At 39.7% G+C, this 22,202-nt stretch carries 19 protein-coding genes and 2 pseudogenes; 16 read left to right on the top strand and 5 right to left on the bottom strand.

What is annotated here, in order from left to right; all coding sequences use genetic code 11:
* The first annotated feature begins 47 nt into the window (after positions 1 to 47).
* Together N7603_RS05670 and N7603_RS05665 are read left to right on the top strand one after the other, a co-directional pair.
* The gene (locus tag N7603_RS05670) at positions 48 to 935 is read left to right on the top strand and encodes a hypothetical protein (protein ID WP_262096404.1); all 888 of its coding nucleotides are present in this window, start codon (positions 48 to 50) and stop codon (positions 933 to 935) included.
* Between the two features lie 59 nt (positions 936 to 994).
* Positions 995 to 1,885, top strand: coding sequence for a hypothetical protein (locus N7603_RS05665; protein WP_262096403.1), 891 nt, complete (start codon positions 995 to 997; stop codon positions 1,883 to 1,885).
* 453 nt (positions 1,886 to 2,338) lie between these two features.
* On the opposite strand, the gene N7603_RS05660 is transcribed toward N7603_RS05665, so the two are convergent.
* The 4 genes from N7603_RS05660 to N7603_RS05645 are packed head-to-tail and all read right to left on the bottom strand — an operon-like array spanning position 2,339 to position 5,014.
* Positions 2,339 to 2,899, bottom strand: coding sequence for a hypothetical protein (locus N7603_RS05660; protein WP_262096402.1), 561 nt, complete (start codon positions 2,897 to 2,899; stop codon positions 2,339 to 2,341).
* Entirely contained in the window at positions 2,892 to 3,365 is a 474-nt protein-coding gene (locus N7603_RS05655) for a hypothetical protein (RefSeq protein WP_262096401.1), read from the bottom strand. The genes N7603_RS05660 and N7603_RS05655 overlap by 8 nt, the downstream gene beginning before the upstream one ends.
* Positions 3,358 to 4,047 carry an ABC transporter ATP-binding protein gene (locus N7603_RS05650; protein WP_262096400.1) on the bottom strand — a complete coding sequence of 230 codons (690 nt, stop codon included), beginning with the start codon at positions 4,045 to 4,047 and terminating at the stop codon, positions 3,358 to 3,360. The genes N7603_RS05655 and N7603_RS05650 overlap by 8 nt, the downstream gene beginning before the upstream one ends.
* Positions 4,040 to 5,014: a hypothetical protein gene (locus tag N7603_RS05645; RefSeq protein WP_262096399.1), complete on the bottom strand. Its 975-nt coding sequence runs from the start codon at positions 5,012 to 5,014 to the stop codon at positions 4,040 to 4,042. The genes N7603_RS05650 and N7603_RS05645 overlap by 8 nt, the downstream gene beginning before the upstream one ends.
* Before the next feature lie 52 nt (positions 5,015 to 5,066).
* Between N7603_RS05645 and N7603_RS05640 the strand changes: the two genes are divergently transcribed.
* The 14 genes and pseudogenes from N7603_RS05640 to N7603_RS05575 all read left to right on the top strand — a co-directional run bounded on the left by N7603_RS05640 (position 5,067) and on the right by N7603_RS05575 (position 20,781).
* Complete coding sequence (locus tag N7603_RS05640; protein ID WP_262096398.1) at positions 5,067 to 5,978, top strand: ribokinase; 912 nt, start codon at positions 5,067 to 5,069, stop codon at positions 5,976 to 5,978.
* Positions 5,975 to 6,997 carry a LacI family DNA-binding transcriptional regulator gene (locus N7603_RS05635; RefSeq protein ID WP_262096397.1) on the top strand — a complete coding sequence of 341 codons (1,023 nt, stop codon included), beginning with the start codon at positions 5,975 to 5,977 and terminating at the stop codon, positions 6,995 to 6,997. Before N7603_RS05640 ends, N7603_RS05635 begins: the two co-directional genes overlap by 4 nt.
* Before the next feature lie 10 nt (positions 6,998 to 7,007).
* Entirely contained in the window at positions 7,008 to 7,991 is a 984-nt protein-coding gene (locus N7603_RS05630; protein WP_262096396.1) for an ABC transporter permease, read from the top strand.
* Position 7,992: 1 nt separating this feature from the next.
* A complete protein-coding gene (locus N7603_RS05625; protein ID WP_262096395.1) occupies positions 7,993 to 9,129 on the top strand; it encodes a carbohydrate ABC transporter permease in 1,137 nt (378 codons plus the stop codon).
* A gap of 14 nt (positions 9,130 to 9,143) precedes the next feature.
* Positions 9,144 to 10,982, top strand: a complete 1,839-nt coding sequence (locus N7603_RS05620) for a type 2 periplasmic-binding domain-containing protein (RefSeq protein ID WP_262096394.1) — start codon at positions 9,144 to 9,146, stop codon at positions 10,980 to 10,982.
* Positions 10,983 to 11,459: a nucleoside hydrolase gene (locus N7603_RS05615; RefSeq protein ID WP_262096393.1), complete on the top strand. Its 477-nt coding sequence runs from the start codon at positions 10,983 to 10,985 to the stop codon at positions 11,457 to 11,459.
* Positions 11,460 to 11,472: 13 nt separating this feature from the next.
* Positions 11,473 to 11,877, top strand: a pseudogene (locus tag N7603_RS05610) (nucleoside hydrolase); the annotation flags it as partial.
* A gap of 36 nt (positions 11,878 to 11,913) precedes the next feature.
* Positions 11,914 to 15,075, top strand: coding sequence for a hypothetical protein (locus N7603_RS05605; RefSeq protein WP_262096392.1), 3,162 nt, complete (start codon positions 11,914 to 11,916; stop codon positions 15,073 to 15,075).
* 2 nt (positions 15,076 to 15,077) lie between these two features.
* A complete protein-coding gene (locus N7603_RS05600; protein WP_262096391.1) occupies positions 15,078 to 16,400 on the top strand; it encodes a glycoside hydrolase family protein in 1,323 nt (440 codons plus the stop codon).
* A gap of 55 nt (positions 16,401 to 16,455) precedes the next feature.
* A complete protein-coding gene (locus N7603_RS05595) occupies positions 16,456 to 17,955 on the top strand; it encodes a glycoside hydrolase family protein (RefSeq protein ID WP_262096390.1) in 1,500 nt (499 codons plus the stop codon).
* Positions 17,956 to 17,977: 22 nt separating this feature from the next.
* The gene (locus tag N7603_RS05590) at positions 17,978 to 19,408 is read left to right on the top strand and encodes a glycoside hydrolase family protein (protein ID WP_262096389.1); all 1,431 of its coding nucleotides are present in this window, start codon (positions 17,978 to 17,980) and stop codon (positions 19,406 to 19,408) included.
* A 107-nt stretch (positions 19,409 to 19,515) separates the two neighbouring features.
* Complete coding sequence (locus N7603_RS05585; RefSeq protein ID WP_262096388.1) at positions 19,516 to 19,938, top strand: hypothetical protein; 423 nt, start codon at positions 19,516 to 19,518, stop codon at positions 19,936 to 19,938.
* A gap of 22 nt (positions 19,939 to 19,960) precedes the next feature.
* On the top strand, positions 19,961 to 20,245 hold the full coding sequence (locus N7603_RS05580; RefSeq protein WP_262096387.1) for a hypothetical protein: 285 nt from the start codon (positions 19,961 to 19,963) through the stop codon (positions 20,243 to 20,245).
* An 80-nt stretch (positions 20,246 to 20,325) separates the two neighbouring features.
* Positions 20,326 to 20,781 carry a hypothetical protein gene (locus N7603_RS05575; protein ID WP_262096386.1) on the top strand — a complete coding sequence of 152 codons (456 nt, stop codon included), beginning with the start codon at positions 20,326 to 20,328 and terminating at the stop codon, positions 20,779 to 20,781.
* Between the two features lie 141 nt (positions 20,782 to 20,922).
* On the opposite strand, the pseudogene N7603_RS05570 reads toward N7603_RS05575, so the two are convergent.
* Positions 20,923 to 22,104 (bottom strand): annotated as a pseudogene (locus tag N7603_RS05570) (IS256 family transposase).
* Positions 22,105 to 22,202: the final 98 nt, after the last annotated feature.

Below are 22,202 nucleotides of genomic sequence, written 5' to 3'. Positions count from 1 at the left end.
TCTATTAGTGTGGAGTACTCGATTACACATAACGATACGGAGGCTATATGAGAAAAATTTTATTATCCTTTTTACTGGTAATGATTTCATCTTCACTAATCGGTTGTAAAAAAGATGAAGTGATTCGCTATGAAACAACCGAAAACATTTTTTACTATGACTATACCATGCATGAAGGTGAAACCAAGCAATTTCTAGTATTACTTTTACCCTATGAAATGACTTCGACAAACGATTTTATTCAGACTATGGAACCTTATGAGGATCAATTAGTATTTGATCGTGCTGAGGGAACTAATCTGGATTTAATCGACTTAGCCGTGGATCTTAATCATAAGAATTCAACCGTTCGATTACTTAAACAAACCGATAAAACCATCACAATTGATAAACTAATCTATAAAATCAAAGGAACCAATGATGAGTGGATTATCCGTGGAACCATGATTATTAACTGTGATTCTAGTTATACGGGTGTGAATCCTAAGTTCCCGCTATCGTATGTACCACTTACAGAAGATGAATTAAACCGTGGGAATCTAATACCCGTAAGATCAAAAGACGCCTATGCTTTCTTGATTACTGCAGATGAGCTGCTTTTGAAGAATGGTTTCAATTTTGATCGAAGCTATTCATTACAAATTCAAAGTCTTCGCATTAAAGAAAATTCGTTTTATACAGTTGAACTCGTAAAATACGCTCTACTCGGTGATCAAGTTGTACATCATTTATATGATTATATCGATAAGCAAGAAGACATTCCGAATGAAAACATTACGATAAACTATACGAATTCAAGATATGGTACGATGTTATTCTTTGACCTAAAACCTAAAGAAGACTATACATATCTCTTTATCGGTCTAGATTTAATCTTTGATGTTATCATCAACGGAGACGAGTATAGTATCTATCGTGAAATCATTTTAAGCTAAATATAATTAATTGGTAGTTCCCTAGTTTTCACTTGTTATGAAAACAAAATGGAGGTTTTATGAAAAAATTATTTGTATCATTTTTACTGGTTTTGATTTCAGTTTCACTGTTTGGTTGTAAAAAGGATGAAGTTATACACTACGAAACCAGTTCAAACACTTTTTACTATGAGTATACGTTGCATGAAGGCGAATCTAAATTCTTTTGGGTCGATATTATCTCTCATGCAATGATACCTAAGGATGAGTTCATTACAGGACTCGTACCTTACGATGATCAATTGGAATTTGATAAAGCCATCGGTGAAAACGTAGACTTAATTGATTTGGATATCCGTACCGATGTCGCAAAATCCAAAATAACGCTCCTTAAGAAAACAGATAAAGTCATCACAATCGATCAATTGGTTTTCAAGATTAAGGAAACCAATGATTTATATATCATCAAGGGTCGAATGGTGATTAAGTGTGATCAAACCTATACAGGTATTAGACCTCAATTTCCAAGCGCCTATATCGAAGGCTTAGAAAACGATGTGAATAACAGGGGTCCATTATTCACTCAAAGACCTAGAGATGCCTATGCCTTTTTGATTACTGCAGAAGCACTCGGGATGAAAGAAGGATTCAATTTCAACAAGAATTATTCATTAGAAATTAAAAATGTACATATGGCAGACAATGAGTTTTATACGATGGAAAACCTGACATATACACAATTAATCGAATTAACCAACCACAGACCTTCTAACTACATCGATACATTTGTGAGTTTTCCAGATTCAGGCATTTTAATTAATTATGAGTCATCACGATATGGCGTTATGATTTCGTTTGATGTAGAATCCAAACAAAGCTATGAACAACTTGTGGTAGGTATCGATCTTGTGTTTACAGTGACATATAATGGGGATGAGTTTGTCATCTATAAGGAAATCATTATTAGATAGGTAATCCATGTATTGAATTCATATCAGGACAAAAAACGGTTTATATAAGGCGGAGCTGTATGGTTTGACTAACAAGTGATGAAATTCATTTGGGTATTGATTTAGGTGATGACACATGGGGAGATTTAGAAATATAATTTGGATATAATTACGTAGATAATACTGCAATAAATTTCTTTTAGTGCGCCATGACTACCATCAAGTAGCATTCTATATCAATCAAGAAGGTCTTAGAAGTTACAAGGTAGCATTTCATCAGCTCAGAACTGTAGGGACTTGGGGTATAGCCTATTGAGTTACGGGTGGCACATCGTTTTGGATAGGTAACCTCCACTTCGATCAAGTGTTGAGGACTTCACTTATCATTTGACATATGCTTGAAACACTTCGTTTAACCATAATTAATAAAAGCCACCTTAATCTACGATGTCGTAGAAATAGGTGGCTTTGTTATTAAGGCTGGATAAGACTCAATAATAATTGATTCAGTAAAGTTTCTGGATGGACTGAGTCCTTGTTTATGACAACATAATAATCTTGTGTTTCGGCCATAAGTGCATTAAATCTAAGATGGTTTGTTGCACCAGATTCATAAACGCGCATGGCGTGTGGTTTATCTAAGGCATCTAGCGTATGTGTAGTCCAAGAAATCGAAGAAATTAATGCGGATTGAATCGGTAAGAATTGTTCATTCAAATCAAACTGATCCAGTAGATTTTTCGGCAAAATGAGCAAATCTGAATCCAACAACCCCCGCGTCATAAACTGTGTTGTAAAATAGGTGTCTGATTGACTGATGACAATGACCTCTACTTTACGAATACCGTTCTCAGTGAACTGTGTTTGAATGGTATCCTCAAGGGTTTTGGTGTCAACATAATTAGCTGTAATAAAAAGGGTGAAGGTTTCATCTTTTTGAATCTTAAACGTATTTTCATAGAACAATGTCCAAAATATACTCACAGATAACAAAATCAATACAATATGATGAACTCGATAATGGATTCTAGGCATGAGTAACCCCCATTAAATAACGGTCAGTGACAAATCCTAAGATGGGTATCCCAATAGGTATATCCTCGATTTGAACTGCAGAAAGCACATAAAATTTGTTGGACTGTCCTGAAATCGATACTTGAATAGGATAAAATTGAAGTTGATTGAAGGTGATAAATCCTTTGCTGATATGTTCAATCGTCATCAACTGGCCTTGTTCAGGCAATGGATGACGAGAAACGAACTTTCGCATCAATCGTAAGGGTTTGAGTTTATTGTAATCGATTAAGTAGATTAAAATTAAAATGACGGTGCTACTCAAAATTGATAACACAGTGACGATCACTTGTCCTAATTTTGGTGCATTTAGAACTAAACCCACAGAGACTAAGATGAGTAGCAAAACAAGTGCCAAGATAAAGGATAGTCCCCTATGGATTTCTTTTAAACAGGCTTGCTTAAAGTTGGTATCTATTTTAAACATCGGTATCACCTATAGACGTTGTTCTTATCATTTCGCCATTATCCATTTCAACCAAAAAATCACCAGAGACAGTCAAATGATCAATGTGATGTGAAACAATCACCAGTGTGGCATGTGTTTGGGCTTGTAGTGTACGAATGATACTCAATAAGTGTAAGGCGTTTGGGGTATCTAAGTTTGCGAAAGGTTCATCCATCAAAATGATGTCTGGGAATTTAATGAGTGCGCGCGCAATCGCCACTTTTTGTTGTTGACCGCCAGATAAGACCTTGGGTTTACGACTTAAGAGTATCTCTAGATTGAACCAGCTCGCGATGTCATTAACACGCTGTTTAATTTCTTCTACAGGGGTCTTTGCTTGTTTTAATGGATAGGCAATGTTATCAAATATGGTCATATGGGGATATAACGTATAGTTTTGGGTAACCAATGCCATCGACCTCAAGTTTGCTGGTTGGTTTGTGATATCGACTTGTCCCAAATAAATCTGACCTTCGTCAGGCGGAAGTAATCCAGCTAAGATCTTTAATAAAGTGGTTTTACCACATCCTGATGGGCCTTGAATCCAAGTGATTTGCTTAGCGGGTATCTGTAAGTGAATATTATCTAAAGCCACAATGCCGGTTTGTGATTTGGGTTCGATGTAGTACTTAGAAAGTCCTTGAATCCTAATGTCACTCATGTGGCCACAATCCTTTCCGATAAATGCTGGGGTGATGATATTGATTAATGGTCTGATCCATGATATCCAGCCCAAACGCAAGCAGAATCAAGAGTTCAACTGGTAAGATGACAATCGTTAATAAACCAATGACGAGCATGAATCCAAAAGGGTAAGGCAGTAGTAGTAACAGCCACGGCAGGAATACCATAAATAAAGCAATGGTTTTAAAGAAGTAACGCATCGCGAACATCAAGCTATTTTTAAATAAGGCTTTGAATGTTAACTGGTACAAACTGTTTTGAACCCAACTGTAGTAACCCAGCAACAGGATGAAGACTAACGCGGTTAGTGCAATCATCAAGGCACTGATGTAAAAGAGGGTATCTTGTTCTAATGAGGGTTGTCGCAAGATCATTTGAAACAAAAGGTTTATAATCCCAAACAGCCCCATCATGAGTAGCGTATATTTGCCTGTCGATTGAACCCCTAATTTGAAATCATGGAAGATGAAGATGGGTTCTTGCCACAACAGTTGACGTAATATCCGTGTAACCCCAGATAATCCAATACCTAAAAGCATGAGCAATGGGATGTTCATTGCGTGACGGAATGTGAAGGCATTGAATAGTTGTGTGCTGGCTTCTGCCTGTGTGACTTGATTGAGGCTATAGGCTAAATTGATTTCATATACGGTGATGTTTGACAACAATAAATGTACCAGCATTGGTAGTCCAAATATACCTAAAATTAACCCCAGACCCAACAAGGTCATGAAACGTGACTTGCAAATGTCTAAAATAGATTCGATTCGATTTTTGGGTAGCTGTGCACTCGTAAAATCTTGACTCGCCACTTTCTTTTTATAAAGCATTTTGACACCGCCTTCATGACTATATTCATTGTAACCATAAAAAACCAATCCGTCAATGCAAGAAAAATAATCATTAAAAGGGCTTTCATTGATGGTTGACAGTGGGGATTTCACATGCTATAATCAAAATGTAAAGCGGTTTACTATTCAGAAAAGAGTGATTTTTATGAGAATTTTCGTGATTGGCAGTATCAATATGGATTTGGTCATTCAATCTCAAAAATATCCCAAATTAGGTGAAACAGTCACTGGATTTGGTTTTATGACGAACCCTGGTGGCAAAGGGGCTAATCAAGCAGTTGCTTGTCAAAAGAGCGGCGCGAGTACTGTGATGGTAGGCGCTGTTGGGGATGCCTTTGGACCTGAACTCATTCAGACATTACAACACTATGGGGTGGACACAACCCATGTCAAATCACACGATTCTGTATCGAGTGGCATCGCTGTCATTACGATCGCTGAACAGGACAATGCAATTGTCATTGACGCAGGGGCGAACGCCTTGGTCGATATACACGCGATTGATGAAGCGTTATTGACAGCGAGTCCTAATGATTATGTATTACTACAAAATGAAATACCAGCTAAAGCGATCCAATACGCACTTAGAAAAGCCAAAGCCTTGGGATTAACGACGGTGATGAATCCAGCACCTGCTAAGCCATTGGATGACGCTGATTTTAAATACATGGATTATCTCATTTTAAATCAATCGGAAACAGAATTTTATACCCATCTCTATCCGATAACAACCAAAGAAATCCTTGAAGCTTCCTCGATACTGAAACGAAAAGGTGTCAAGCACACTTTATTCACTTTAGGGGCGTTAGGATCTGCCTATGTCGATGAATCCGTGCACTGGGTGGATGCGCACACGGTAGCAGTTGTCGATACCACAGCCGCAGGTGATACCTACATTGGTGGGTTCATGGCGAGACGAGCTGAAGGCCAAAGCATTGAAGCTTCGATGCGTTATGCTTCAGCTGCTGCCGCATTAACCATTACAAAGAAAGGGGCTCAACAATCGATTCCGGATCAGGCATCGGTCACCTTGTTCATGAGCCAATCAAAAATATGAAAAAGAAAACAACTACACTAAAAGATGTCGCATTGGCTTGTGGGGTATCCTCTACAGCGGTATCATTAGTACTCAATCATAAACCGAGTAATTTATCGGAAAAAACCAAACAATTGATACACGATCAAGCGCTGGCGTTAGGCTACCGTCCTGACCCTACAGCGCGGTCTTTAGCAACCAAGAAAACCAATACCATTGGGGTCTTAATTCCCGATATCTCAAACGCCTTTTTCTCCGAAGCAGTCAGACACATTCAAATTGAACTGTCCAAATATGGCTATGATATGTTTTTGTGTAACAGTGAAGAGAAATATGCCAACGACTTGAAGTACTTAGAATTACTCATCAGTCGAAATGTAGATGGCTTAATCGTTACCATGTCAGCAGAATCATTAACGGACAATCACCAAGCATCGATCCAATCGATGTTAAGAGATTCGAAAATACCGTATGTCTTATTTGACCGTTTTTATGAAGGCGATGCGTCAAAAGTCTTTGTTGACAATGAAACCAGCGGATATGAATTGACGAAGCATTTGATCGATAATGGCCATCATCATATCGGTGTCATCACAGGACCATTGGTGTTAAACAGCTCGAGAGACCGTTTAAAAGGGGTCATGAAGGCTTTAAACGAAGCAGGATTACACATCAATCCAGAACACATCGTAACGGGATTTTACGATATGGAAACAGGTCGTTTAGGCGGTAAAAAGTTACTGAATCAAGTGTCGGCGATATTCGCTTTCAACGACCTTCAAGCCTTTGGTGTCATTGAAACAGCGAAACAAAAAGGCATTCGAATTCCTGAAGATGTCAGCCTAGTTGGGTTTGACGATATCTTTTATTCAGCCATATTAGAAACCAAACTAACCACCGTGAGACAACCCATTTATGAGATGTCTCAGGCCCTTTCAAATTTACTCATGAAAATGGTGAAAGACATTAACCACCATGAAGTCATCCGTTGCCCGGCTGCCCTCATTGTCCGTGATAGCGTAAAAAATATCAAATCCTAATCGAGGTCTTATGAAATCAAAACCGATCGCCCTCTATAAAATAGATGGCACTAAACTGAATAAAGTCGTCCAAAAGCAGCGAAAAGTATGGAACCAAAATGACTATATCCTCATCGGTATGGCCATGTTGTCGGTCCTATTTTTAGCGGTTTTTGCGTATGCACCCATATATGGCTTAGTCTTAGCCTTCAAGGCTGGGGATGGGTATTTGAATATTTTGAATGCAATCAATCAAGCCCCATGGGTTGGATTAGATAATTTTAAAGACTTTCTGGCAGACCCAGACTTCATCAACATCATGCAAAATACATTGGGTCTCAATATTTTACAGTTGTTGATTAACTTTCCAGCACCCATTATATTTGCGATATTGATGAGTGAATTGATGAGTGACCGGTTTAAAAAGACTGTACAAACGGTCACGTTCTTCCCGCACTTCATCTCTTGGGTCATCTTTGGTGGGATATTCTTATCCTTATTAGATTTTGAAACTGGGATTGTCAACACGTTGTTAGTCGACATCGGTTTGATTGCGAAACCCTTAGATATTTTAGGGGGAGAACAATACTTTTGGGGACTCATCATCATCACGTCAATCATCAAAGGCGTGGGTTGGGGGTCAGTCATCTATGTCGCTGCGATATCAGGGATTCCAAATGAATTATACGAAGCAGCCAAAATTGACGGGGCGAGTCGTTTCCAACGCATCATCCACATCACCATACCTTCGATCGCACCGACCATTGTATTATTCTTCATCTTATCGATTGCAGGGATTCTAAACAATGGTATTGAACACTTATGGGTTTTCCAAAATGCAAATAACATCATGCGGAGTGAAGTCCTCGATACATTCATTTATAAGTTTGGGATTCCACAGTGGCGTTATTCATACGCGACTGCAATTGGGATGTTGAAATCTGTCATTTCACTGGCTTTGTTGATTTCTAGTAACTCTATTCTCAAGAAGTTTACGGGAAAGGGGATCTACTAATATGAAAACCATCCAATCTTGGGTCAACCAATATCAAACCCCTTTGTATAAAACCATTCGATTATTGACAATACTTGTTTTGATGACTGCTTTGTTTTTCATCTATACAGCCAATATCAAAATCGATGAAGGCACACCTGATCTTTACAAAACCTTAGATCAGTTGGCTATCTTCAGTTCTCTAGTATGTTTATTACTACTCATAGCGACTGTCTATTTGGGCATCAAACGATATCAAACCCAAAAAGCCTTAAAACGACACTTACGAAAGTCGAAGTTAAACAAACAAATTACCGCTTTCGATGTGTTCAATACGAGCATCATGACGATATTCATGTTGTTATGTATTTATCCTTTAATCTATGTACTAGCAGGGTCATTCAACCAAGGCGCAGATTACGCAGCAGGTGGAATATACTTTTTACCTCGATTATTCACTTTTGAAAACTATAAAGTCGTCTTGACCAATCAAGGCTTGTGGCAAGGCTACTTAGTGACCATTTCTCGAACGGTCATTGGAACCGCCACAGCCCTCATCTTTACATCGATTGTAGCCTACGCCATGAGTAGACCTAATCTAAAGTTTAAACCCATCTTTTATTGGATCAACATTTTCACGATGTTTTTCGGTGGGGGTTTAATCCCTTACTTCTTGATCATTAGATCAGTGGGTTTGTATAATCATTTCTTAGTCTATATCATTCCGGCACTCTACTCTGTATACAACATGATCATCTTCAGCAGTTTCTTTAGAAGTATCTCAGATGAATTGCATGAAGCCGCTTTGATGGATGGTGCGAATGAGTTTAGAATTTACTGGCAAATCTATTTACCACTTTCTAAACCCGTCCTCGCGACAGTAGCCTTGTGGCTAGCCATCGGACACTGGAACGCCTATTTTGATACGATGATCTATACCCACAGTCCGAATTTACAAACACTCCAATATTTCTTATTGAAGGCGATTCAAACGGCTACGCTCACAGAGGGCATGCCGGCTGAGATGATGTTACGGTTATCGCCAAAGACATTGTCTTTAGCAGCCATCATCATTTCAATGATTCCGGTCTTATTTTTCTTTCCATTTGTACGAAAAAACTTCCAATCAGGCATCATGATTGGATCATTAAAAGGCTAATTTAGGAGGTCTATATGAACAAACCGAAACGCTTATTGACATTGTTTACAGGCATACTCTTACTCATCGTATTGGTGGCTTGTGGCGGTACCACAATACCAATTGATGAAGACAATATGGCCGTCATCAAATATCCCGATTTTCCACTAACAGGGCATGACAAAAATAGTTGGGAATACTTAGATGGCAGTACCAACCTCACTGTGAATTGGTATGTGGATGTTGCGAGCTGGAATCCCCCTACTGGATTGGATGTCATCAGCGGCATCATCAAACAAAAAACCGGCATTACGGTTGTGTTTGATACCCCAGTCACTGACGATGGTCAAAAACTCGCGGCCATGATTGCGGGTGGCGATTTACCCGATGTCATTTCGATTCCAACCAACCGTTCGCAAACGATTACCAGTTTGGCGCAACAAGGCTATGTTTATGACATCAACACTCTAGCTGAAAAATGGGCACCGACTTTATTAACTCACCTACCACAAGACGTTTTGGATTGGTGGAGCTATGGCAATGGTAAAACCTATGGCATCCCTAATCATTATTATTCCTATGAAGATGTCCCAACCGGGCAACTTCAACCGAATGGCGGTATGATGGTTCGCAAAGATATTTTTGATGCGTGGCAAAATCATGTGTCAACGAATCTAAAAGATTCAAATGGCAACGTCACGTATACCACCATCTCAGGCACGCAAAAACAAGTACCGTGGCAAGGTTTCATTACAACCCCTGAAGGCTTTAAACAAGCCGCACTATGGGCTTTACAAAACTATGGTAGTTCATTGACCACCGGTCTTCAGTTATCACAGTTTAGAGCCGATGGTTCAGCCTCACTTAACTGGTTATCACAATTCTTCGCGATTCCATTTGAAGATGCATCAGGCAACTATGTGTATCAGTTCACACAAGAAGCTTATAAAGACATGCTCTTTTATTTGAATGATCTATATTTAGCAGGTGTGATATCCCCAGCAAACTTCACACAAGATTATGATGGTGTGGGTTCTGTCATCGCAAGTGGTAAAGCTTTCGCAACCCTGGTGACCCCACAAGATTATCAAATTCATTTCACCACAGCTCGTGATGGTGGGTACACGTACGAAAGTATGTATATCACCAATTCGAATGGTGACGCCCCAGTCTTATCAGACATTCGTGGTTATGGTTATATGTTTAATATGATCACAACCGATGCGAAGCGTCCTGATATCTTAATTAAACTGTTTGATTTCTTAACTTCTAAGGAAGGACAAAGATTGATTGCGATGGGACCAGAGGGGACGACTTGGAATTGGACCAATGGCTTAGATAGTGAAATCGTGTATACGGAAACGTATTTACAAGAAAAGGCCAATTCACAAACAGCCAAGTACGGATTACTCCAGTTTGATATGTTGTTGAACTGGCAGTATTACGACAATGTCCAACCAAAGACCAATCATGGTAAAACTGCGGCTGAACTCTTTAGAACCAATATGAAACGGCCACTGACTGTTTACGCTTATGACTATAATGCTATGGCCTTTGTGGTTGACGCGACCGATAAACGGTTCCAAACCTACAATAACAATTTAACGCGTATTGAAACGACAATTGGTACGCAATTACCGAAGATCATCCGGGCAAACAGCCGTCAACAAGCAGAAAGTATCTATAACAGTACTGTATCGGCGATTGAAGCTAGAGGTTTATCCCTCATCATCGAGATGAACAGCGAAGCTTATTTGAAAGCCAAACAAAAACTAGGTATCACCATTGCTTGGCCACCGAACCAAGTCGGGTATATCAACCCACTCAATCGTTTACAACCCAATGGGGATACCAGTAAGTATCGAGGTTACTAAATGAAACCGATCAAACTGATTTTAGATACCGACATCGGGGATGACATCGACGATGCGTTCGCCCTTGCTTTCGCACTCAACCATGAAGCTTTAGACTTGGTTGGGGTCACCACAGTATTCAAACATACACAAGCTAGAGCCCATCAAGTATCCAAATACTTCGATACGATGGGCGTCCACCATATACCGGTTTGTGCAGGGATTGGAAAACCGTTTAAACAACCGATTCAATATTTTGAAAAAGATAGGGTTCAAAATGGGGTTGTACTGCCGCCTCAGTACGAACCCGCCTATGAAGCCTATCCGATTTCCAATGAATCGGCCATTGATTTTATCATCCGACAAGCAGAGATATTCAAAGGCGAATTGGTGATTGTCCCGATTGGACCCCTCACCAATATTGCTCAGGCGTTATTAAAAGCCCCACACATCAAACCTTATATTCAAAAGATTGTTTTGATGGGGGGGGTGGTTTAAAAACCCAGAACCGGAATGGAACATTTTATGTGACCCAGAAGCGGCCGATGTGGTGTTCAAGAGTGGCATTCCAATTTACTGCGTGGGACTCGATGTGACTTTACAATGTACACTCGAAAAGAACGATTTAGACTTAGTGCATAACCACCCAAGTGCACAAAGCCAATTGTTGTCCACTTGGTTTAATCGTTGGGTCAATCATTTTCATTTTGAAAAGAGCGTCATGCATGACCCCCTCGCGGTTGCGACATTGGTGAGTGAAGTCTGCCAGTTTGAATTAAAATCTGTAGTGGTCGATTTAGAAAACAAACGCGGCGCGATTTACGAAGATCCTAAAGGAGCTTCAGTGTATGTCGCTACCAAAGTCGACAGAGATGCGTTTTATCAGTTATTCAAAACCGTATTATTCAAGGATTAACTATACCAACTGGTATATAAAACATAGGAGGGTAATATGAATCAATCGAAAATCGTTCGCTTTTTCAAGGTTACCGTGATGATTCTTTTGGTCAGCAGTCTCGCCGTCATCATTCGCGCTGAACAAGGCAACACGTACCCATTTAAGAAGGGCGACAATGCATTAACCAATGGTGTAACCTGGACAGGTCCATCATCCCAAATCACCCATTGGCAGTTCCTCCAAGTTTCATTTGATTCGACGACAGTCAGTTTGTCACAAACTGGCTATCTTTCCATTCAAATGAATATGGAAAAAGGCTCGCCAGGCTTAACGTACGGCCTCATCGAAAATGGCGACCGTTACGGTACAGCAGGTGTTCCAGACGCGACGAAAGAAGTCTTCTTCATGAACGAAGATGGGTCTGTCGAGTCACTGGGCAATATTATGTATGGTGCAGTTTGGGTGCCTGAAGGCAAACAAGGCGCATTGATTTTACCGATGAGTTCCCTTGGATGGCAATGGAACAATAACAATAGTCAGCTGAATGCTGTGCAACACTTCTATATTACGACCAATAGTCAATTCAATTTTAATTGGGAGATTTCAATTGGGGAGATTGGTTATTATGATCAAAATCCGACACAGGGTGGCACATTCAGTAAATTACTCGATTTATCTGTGATGAATAAACCTTCGAAGTATTATGTGGATTCTACAGTGGTAGATTCGCTTAAACCGATTCTGCCAGTTTATCCACACAAGACCACAGATACGGCCTTCAATGGGGGTGTCACTTGGAAATTTCCAGGGACCACAGCCTCTGCCAACGATACTTGGCAAGCCCTATTCTTCAATTTTGAAAGTCCAGTCGATTTATCCAAGGCTAAATATTTAGCGGTTCAATTCCGTGCAGACTTAGGGGCCCCAGGGATGACTTGGGCAATCGAAGCAGGCACTGACCGTTACGCAACCCACATCGATGCGAAACCAATTTATATGATGAATCCTAATGGTCGAATCAATGACTTAACCAACGTCTTATATGGCGCAATCAGTGCGCCACAAGACTCAATTGGCATGATGTTGATTCCAATGGACGCATTCATCCATCAGTTTGGTCCAAATACAACTGGATTATCCGAAGCGAAAAATATCTTATTGACTACAAACTCTAAGTATAACTTCAATTGGGCAGTCACGATTGGTGAAATCGGGTTCTATAATGGTGTCATTGGTGACTTAGGCACCACCTATACCAAACTCAATGTCGTGTCTAGTTACAACGCCATTCCAGCGGATACTACCACTGAATTGGTCAATGTGAATAACTATCCTCTAGCAACCGATGAAAAAGCCTTCAATGGCGGTTACACTTGGACATTTCCTAACCAAGCATCCACAGCTGACAGTTGGGAAACCCTATTTGTAAACTTTAAACAACCCGTTGATTTAACAAACGCAGCGTATTTAGCGGTTCAATACCGTGCCGATTTAGGTATGCCAGGTTTGACATTTGGTGTTGAAAATTCAGGCACTCGTTATAGTGCTCATGTTGATGGCGACTTGATGTTATTCATGAGTGCCTTGAACTATGAAGTATCCAGTTTACCAAACATCTTATATGGTGCCGCGAACATCGCTGAAGGTAAGGTTGGCTTACTCCTCATTCCGATAGATTCATTGAAATATCAATTTGGGGATAATACAAAGACCTTAGCAGCTGTAAATAACTTCCTAGTCACTACAAACTCATTGTATAACTTTAACTTCCAAATCTCGATTGGACAAATCGGCTTTTTCACAGGTCATCCTGAGAATGAAGGCAGTGTGTATTCACCAATCGAAGCCGAATATTTCTATAATGGCAGTAGTAAAGCCACCATGGAACTCATCGATGTTCAAGATTGGGCGATCGCTGAGGAAACCGAATATCGTTTTAGAACCGGTGAACTAGCGTATCAAAATGGCAAGATTTGGGTATCTCCAGGCACCGGAAATACAGTCGATGATTTCCAAACATTCAGAATTCAATTTGATCAAAGTTTCAATATGACCAACGCTACTTATTTGGCAATTCAAATGTCAAATGTCGTGGGTAATCCAGGCTTAACGTACGCACTCAAATCTGGCAATAGCCATTATTCGATTGCAGGGGTTGAAGATGGGTCAAAGATTTACTTCATCAAAGAAGATGGTCAAATCGCGACTGCAGCGAATGTATTATATAGCTCAGTAACGACCTCGATTTCATCGGGTGTTCTATTGATTCCGATGTCCGCGATGAATTTCCTTGAATCTGGGGAAAACACCTTAGAAACTGTAACCGAATTATTGATTACGACGAACCGTCGCTATAACTATAATTTCCAAGTCAAAATTGGTGAAATCGGATTCTACACCGGTGAAATTGGTAGTGAAGACGAAGCATTCGTTAAGGTGTTGGATTTATTAACACCGAAAAACAGTCAATTCAGTGTCTATGGTTCTGTTACCAACGAATCAACGCTCATTGAAACATTCAAAGAACGTACTGAGTATGGCGATACCATCATCAGTTTTACCGCAACCGGTAAAACGCCATCTAACTTTGGCATTTGGACAGGCGGTTCCTACGGCTTTGTTGAAATGACGTTAGATACGTATGGTGATCAAGCTATTAAAGTCAAAGCAACCGGCAGCAACCCAACAGGTGATGCCTATACCGCGATTGACATCGCGCCAACAGGCGGCTTCTCATGGGCAGGCGCGGAAGGCATCACCTTCTGGGCAAGAAATGATTCTAATGGGGAAATATCCTTTAATATTGAAGTCGATAACAAGATTACCGCTTCAGGCATTTCCGACCGTTTCAACATCAAACAAGGCCATCGTTTCTATTTATACGATGTCAATACAGGCAAGACCATGATTTATATGACCAAACCTGTCGCAACCCTCCCAGTCGGTTTCGAAGGTTGGGTCAGAATTCCATTCAGTGCGTTCTTTAGAGCGGATTGGAGTAATAATGGTGTCACTAAAGCACAATTTATGACGGAAGGCACAACGGTGACTTACTTAGCCATCACCATCCATTCCTCAACGTATCTCAATATGCAATTCTCATTGAATAAGTTTGGGGCGTATTACACCAACCCTTCATTCTTATCCGCATTCGTTTTACCAACTAATGATAGACAATCGATCCCTGACTTAATGCAAATCGAAGAGGAGGCCTAACCATGAAAAAACTATTTCTTGTTTTCTCATTGTTATTCACAGGCTTAGTACTGGTCGCATGTAACAACCAAACCAAAATTGATTTCACAACAACGATTCCAACTGAACTAACCGTGGGACAATCTTTTACAGTGGTTGCGAAAGATTCCAAAGATGTTGATATCGCCAGTGCTAAACTGTCGATTACCGTTAAAACAGGCGATTCATTGGTCACTGTAAGTGGGTTAACCATTACAGGTGTAAACCCAGGAACCGTAACCATCACAATCACATTCTCAGATAAAAATACCACCAAGTCCAAAGACTTTTCATTTACTGTTAAAGCAGTCCCTGTAACGTATGGGTTACCAGTTCCGGCGACAGGCTATTACATGAAGGATGCTGACATCATTCAAGAAGGCACGAGCCGCTATTTAGTCTATACGACCAATAGCGCAGCCGGTGAAGAAGACAATGTCATCGCACTTCGTAAAGGCACATTCTCAGCTGGCAATGGCTATAGCTATGGGGCGGAAAATATCGTATTAGCGCCTTCTACAAGTGGTTGGGACCAATATATCAGTTCACCATCCATCGTGAAAGGTAACTTCACGTATAACAGCACAAACTATACTTACTTGATGGCGTATCAAGGTACAGACAGAGCCAACGAAACCAGCTTTAGCATTGGCTTAGCCGTATCGAATAACCCAGAAGGGTCTTGGGTTAAAGTGGGTAGCACACCAGTTGTTGAATACAACCGTACTGTGTATGGCGAATCGTACAATGGGTATTATGCACCATCCTTAGTCAACTTGAATAAACAAAGTCTCATTCGTTTGTTCTTCACTTGGGCTGATGCTTATGGTCACTTCGCATACTTTGTCGATTTTGACGCAGCGAACTTATCCAACATCGAACTCAGTGGCTTCGCAATGGCTCCGAACAACGGTAACCTATCCACCGGTGAAGACGTCACGATGATTCCAAATGCGGATTTCGCGTATGACGCCGTCAATCATATGTTTTATATGGTCAAGGATTATTCTCCAACCCCATCCCGTGAACCACGTGTCGCGACGCGCATTGAACTTGCAAGCATCGCTGAAGCAGAACTCTATTCAGCGGTACCGGGGCTAGGCTGGTCATCCTTAAAATTATTTGATATGTTTGATACCCCAGATACCCAGTATGAACGCCTCTATTCAGCCACTTTAATCAGTGATGAATATGGCCATTTGATTTCAAACACTTTGATTGAAATCGTCTATACCGTGAGTGACTTACAAGCCGATAATGTCGACTATGTGTTCTCACAAAAACTCTTGTCATTCATATACGAATAAAAACGCGTAGGTGCATGCCTAGCTGGCATGCACCTAACCATTCGTTGGAGGTTTTATGTTTAAATCAATCCGAAAAATAACCCTCATCATCCTATTTGTGGTCTTCACAGGGATGTTAGTGGGTTGTCAAAACCATACTGAAGAACCACCGATCCAACAACACCCGTACGCGGGTACTTACCTTTTACAATCCAAAACAATTGAAGGACATGACGTCTCAGGTCAAATCGTGTATGGCATCATTGAACTGTCTACGACTACTCAAGCCATCATGACGGAACTAGACGCCTATGGTCTCAATGAACAAACTGGGACCTATGTTTATACGGACCAAACCGTCACACTGACCATCGGACTTAGACAATACGTGTTTGATTATGATTCAACCGATCAAACCTTATCATATGCAGGTAGACTATCGAGAAAAGAGGTTACCATGAGCTATCAAAAACAAGTTTCATTCATTAAACCCAGTACCAATGGCGGACAACCCTTTACAGAACGTCTATTTGGTGAAAGTTTAGAAGAAAATTTTTATAATTACGCCCCAGCCATTGTCATGGAAGGCAACGATACCATGCATGTATGGTTTTGTGGGAATGGCGAAAGTGGCAATGTCACAGATTACATTGTTTATCGTCAAGGTAAACTTCAAGGGGATGGCACCTGGATTTTCAGTGACCGAAATCTTGTCTTGTCCTCCACAGCAGGAACTTGGGATTCAAGACACGTCTGTGACCCGACTGTCATCAAAGGAAACTTTAAATATAAAGGCACAGATTATGGCTATTTGATGAGTTTTTTAGGTTGTGTCACGAATGACTCCAGCCGTAACGAAGTTGGAATTGCAGTGTCACAATCGATTGAAGGTCCATGGGTCAAAGTCGATGAGATTAATCCGATTGCGAACTATTACACGTCTAACGAATATACCAATGATGTATGGACTTGGGGTTATGGACAACCGTCATTAGTCTCTGTCGACCAATCTGGTAAAGTCTTGTTATTTTACACCAAAGGGGTACTCAGTGGTACTTATCAATATGTTGAACTTTGGGACTTATCAAATTTGGATCATCCTCAAAAACTCAATGAAGCCCAAATCACGAATGCAGGGGTTGTGAACGCAACCGGTGGTGCGGATGTGATCAACAATGCCGATTTTGCGTATGACCCTGTCTTAAAAAGATTGTATGTCATTAAAGAAGATTTCCCTTACGCAACCGGTGGCGGTACAGACTGGCTGACAGGTGCAAATACAGTCATGTATCTCAATTTAGACCCAAATGAAACCCACCCGATGCAAACCCTCTTTAATGGTTCACCCCTTCGCTGGCAAGTCGTTAAATCCATTGGTTCTAACGAAACAGGGTTTGCGAGAGTCCATAATGGTGGGTTAGTACGTAACCCTTATGGTTGGGTGATCAATCCTTATCAAATCCCGGTATTATTCACCCGAAGTGATGTTTCGAATGATTATCCAGACTGGCCACTCAAAGGCCAGTGGCCAGCTTTACATACGTATCGCATATATGGCTATCTCATCGAACTATGACCAGAAAGGATGTATGAAGCATATGAAGAAGTTCACAGGCCTCATAATGTTAGTATTCAGCTTAGTCATCCTGTTTGGTTGTAAAGAAACTGAATTCAAACATGTGCTAGGGACGTATGAGATTGAAAGTGCCACCTCGAACGGTATCGATATTACAAGTGAATACTATGTCTATACGATTGAATTACGTGAAGATAAAACGATGAGGGTTACAATCAATTACTTAAATGTACTAACAAATCGTGAATCCAGTTTTACAGTGAATAAAGATAAAGTGACGGAAAAACATCAAAATAAAACCTATCAGTATACATATGACGCAGAAGCCAAAACCTTGACGACAGAGTCGACTGAGTTTGGCGAAACCCTCGTGGTGGTATTAAAACTAAAAACAGAGTCGAACCTCACCAAAGGCGTCGATTTTGAAGGCATTCTCTTTGGTGAATCGATTGATTTCACCAAGCGATTCAACTACGCACCTTCCGTTTTAATTGAAGAAAAAGACGGACAAACGATCATGCATATTTGGTATTGTTCGAACCGATTGAGTGGTGTGATTGTTGACCACATCGGCTATCGTCGAGGCGTTTTGAATGCTGAAAATAAGTGGGAATTCTCAGAGGAATCCTACGCTTTAGCCCCAACCAGTGGTACCTGGGATTCAAGACACACCTGTGACCCTTCTGTGGTTAAAGGTGAGTTTAACTATGAAAATGAAACCTATCAGTATATGATGGCTTACTTAGGTTGTACGACCGATGACTACTCGAATAATGAAACAGGTATCGCGATTGCGAAAAACCCAGAAGGGCCTTGGATTAAAATGGATCATTTAAATCCAATCGTCCCTTGGGATCGCGATAACCAAAGCGGTTCATGGGGCACTGGCATGCCATCGCTATTATCGGTCGATGGTAAAGGTAAAGTCCTCTTATTCTATAGCAACAGTTCAGTAGGGGTTTCTGTCGATTATTATGACTTTAGCAATATGGCTACCCCTGAATTAATCTATACGAGAAATATAGTAGCTACAGGATTAACCAATCCAAATGGTACATTCTTGAACTATGTTGGTTTGGCAGATTTCGCTTATGATCCAATTCAAAAAAGATTGTATATGTCTAGCTATACCAATACGAAAAATCCACCGGATGTGACTGTGACTAGAGTCAACAGTCACGGTGCCGTCCATTACATCGATGGTTTAGCCGATATGGCAGCGGTTGTGGAAGCGATTCGAACACAGTCTTATACCTGGCAATTATTAGACTTCATTGGACCAGAAGATACGGGATATGATCGAAATCATAACCTAGGCTTAGTGAGAGATGCTTATGGCTATACGTATGACTCTAATAATGTCATGGTCGTGGTTTCTACTGGCAACATCGATTATCCAAATGATAATATTTTCACCTATCGATTGATGGGATATATACTTAAAATAAAATGAGGAACGGCAACGTTCCTTTTTAATTTATTTTATTGAAAAACACTGACTTATGATATTATTTAAGTATCAAGCATTAATTTACAACATGGTCAAGGAGGTCAATTGAAATGAGATGCCTAAAAGTCAGTATTTTGGTTTTATTAGTAACCTTTTTGTTAACAGCCTGTACAAATCCGATGGTGGTCATTAAGCAAAATGTCGAGTGGACATCCGATAACGACTTATTCACCTTTACCATTGAAGGCGAAGAGCAGTACAACGGTGAAGGGACGTTAAAAATTGATGATACGTTGATTCCAGTCAAAATATTCATCGCGATACCAGCTTATGAAATCTATGTCTTTGATGAAACAACCTACCTTCAGTGGCAAGACACCGGCAATACCAGTGTCGCGCTAATCATCTTTGGATTCAAAAGACTCAATACTCAAGGGACGAGTATTGAAATCATTTCAACAGTAAATCAGTCTGCTTATCCTGAATTAGATAACTTGAAGTTTATGATGACGAGAACAGACTTAAAATCATAACAATAAATTACGGAGGTATTCAATGAAACGTTTTGTATTAGCGTTATTATTGATGACAGTTGTTTTGACCTTAGTGGGTTGTTCAACTAAAACAGATATTCCCATTACACTAAATGAGAAATTATATGACACCAAATCGGTCAAAGATGGTCAATTATCTGGTGTGATTAGATATTTGATTTTTACTTCTGAGTCTACTGGCGAACTACATTATTACTCAAAAGTTAGTGGCGCAACAGAATGGCACATCACACACTATAAACAAAAATTTATTTTACCATTATTGATGAAGAATCTGTCTTCCTAACTTTTGATCGAAATGATGTTGAATACTTTGATGATCATACATTAAATGTGATTACACCACCGCTAACGACTTTGTTATTGATGGTTAGTAAAAATCTCGTCTATACGAGTGAAGGGACTCATTACTTGCGATACGACTATCTGAAAGAACATGACTATCTTATCGATGACTCGATTAGTCCAATCATCGTTCAAGACATCAGTATCTTTAAAACTAGTTTAGTTGAATCTGGTCAGATCATCATTAAGAATCAAAATGATTTAGATGCCTATAGAGCCCAAAACTATCCGATCCCTAATTATTACTTAACGGGTCCTTATGGTTACTTTGAAAAACAAGGTGTGTATGTAGTATTCCATATCACGACACCAAGTAATAAAGCGTATGAACTTGATTCATATAGTTATCGGAATCAAAAACTAGAAATCGTTTTGAGAGAAACCATAGATAATACACCAGAACAAACCAGCTTTGTGATTGTGAATTGTTATGTGTTTGATAATTTAGAATCGGTATCGTATACGATTAAACCTTAGTCATTAAACAAAATCAAATGATGATTGATCACAAAGCAGGACTGGGTAGTGTCAAGAAGTATGTGTAAATGAATCTAGTTGAATGTTAGGAAGATACTATCTTATGTATGTTAACCTAGAGGCTAAGGCTGCGAATTTTTTTTAATTTTTTTCGAACATTTCTAATAACTCAGCAGTACATAAATTGAATCCTTTGTGAACCCTGGTTATGAACCGATGATTGAATTGATTCACTTGGTTTGATAAAAATCGATTTAATGAATCTTCATTTGGAAATTGTTCTTTACGTTTTGTATAACGCTTTAGATGCTTATTGTAGTTCTCAATCAAATTAGTCGTGTAAATGGACGATCTAATCGCCTTAGGAAAAGACAAGAACGTGAATAAGGATGAGTTATTCATCAGTTGATCTACCACTTTTGGGTATTTATAGTGAAACAATTCGGAAAACGCATTTAAAGCCTCTAAAGCTTCATTAAGCGTAGCTGATTGATATACACGCTTTAATTCACTTAGAACATCACTGCGGTCTTTTACACGAACACTCATCGCTACGTTTCTCAATAGGTGTACCCAGCAAGTTTGATGTTTGGACTTCGGATATACAGTAGCGATGGTGTCTTTTATACCAGTTAAACCATCTGGAACAAAGAGAAGCCTTTCATCCACACCACGTGCGCTTAAGTCTTTTAATACAACACCCCAATTGTAGGCAGATTCTGTTGGAAATATTTGATAACTGAGGATTTCCTTATACCCTTCTGGTGTAATCCCTAAAGCGAAATAAACAGATTCTTTTAAGACCGTATCTCGACGTATGGATAAATAAGTCGCGTCTAAGTAAATCACAGCATAGCGATTGTTTAAAGGTCGTCGATTGAACGCAGCTGTGTCTTCAATCACAGTTGCAGTAATATTAGAAACTGTCTGTTTTGTATAGTGATGACCATACATCTTTTCAATGATTCGAGATATTTATTCGGTTGTCATTCCATTGAAATACAAATGAATAATCATCGATTCAACGGTATCTGTTTGTCTCTTATAGGGTGTAATCGTTTGATTCTCAAATTCCCCATAACGATCTCTAGGTACCATTAATTTGAGTTCACCATACTCTGTCTTCAGACTTCGCTCATAATAGCCATTTCGACTATTACCAGAATTGAATCCTTTTCGGTCATATTTCTCATAGTTCAAGTATTCTGTCAGTTCTAATTTGAGAATATTGTTAATCGCTTTTTCCATGTGTTGTCTAAAAACTTCAGTAATACTGTTACCTTCTAGTAGCGTTTTAATCAATTCTGATGTAAAATCATTCATAGTGAATCTCTCCTTTGTATGGTGGTTTTGGTCAACTATATTATACATAAGGTGAGATTCCTTTTTTATATTCAATTTTCATTTACACATAATATCTT

Origin of the sequence: Paracholeplasma vituli, assembly GCF_025446935.1 — a bacterium.
In the GTDB taxonomy this organism is placed as follows: domain Bacteria; phylum Bacillota_I; class Bacilli_A; order Acholeplasmatales; family UBA5453; genus Paracholeplasma; species Paracholeplasma vituli.
The sequence above is the reverse complement of the archived record's forward strand: the minus strand, read 5'-3'. Positions and strand labels throughout refer to the sequence as shown.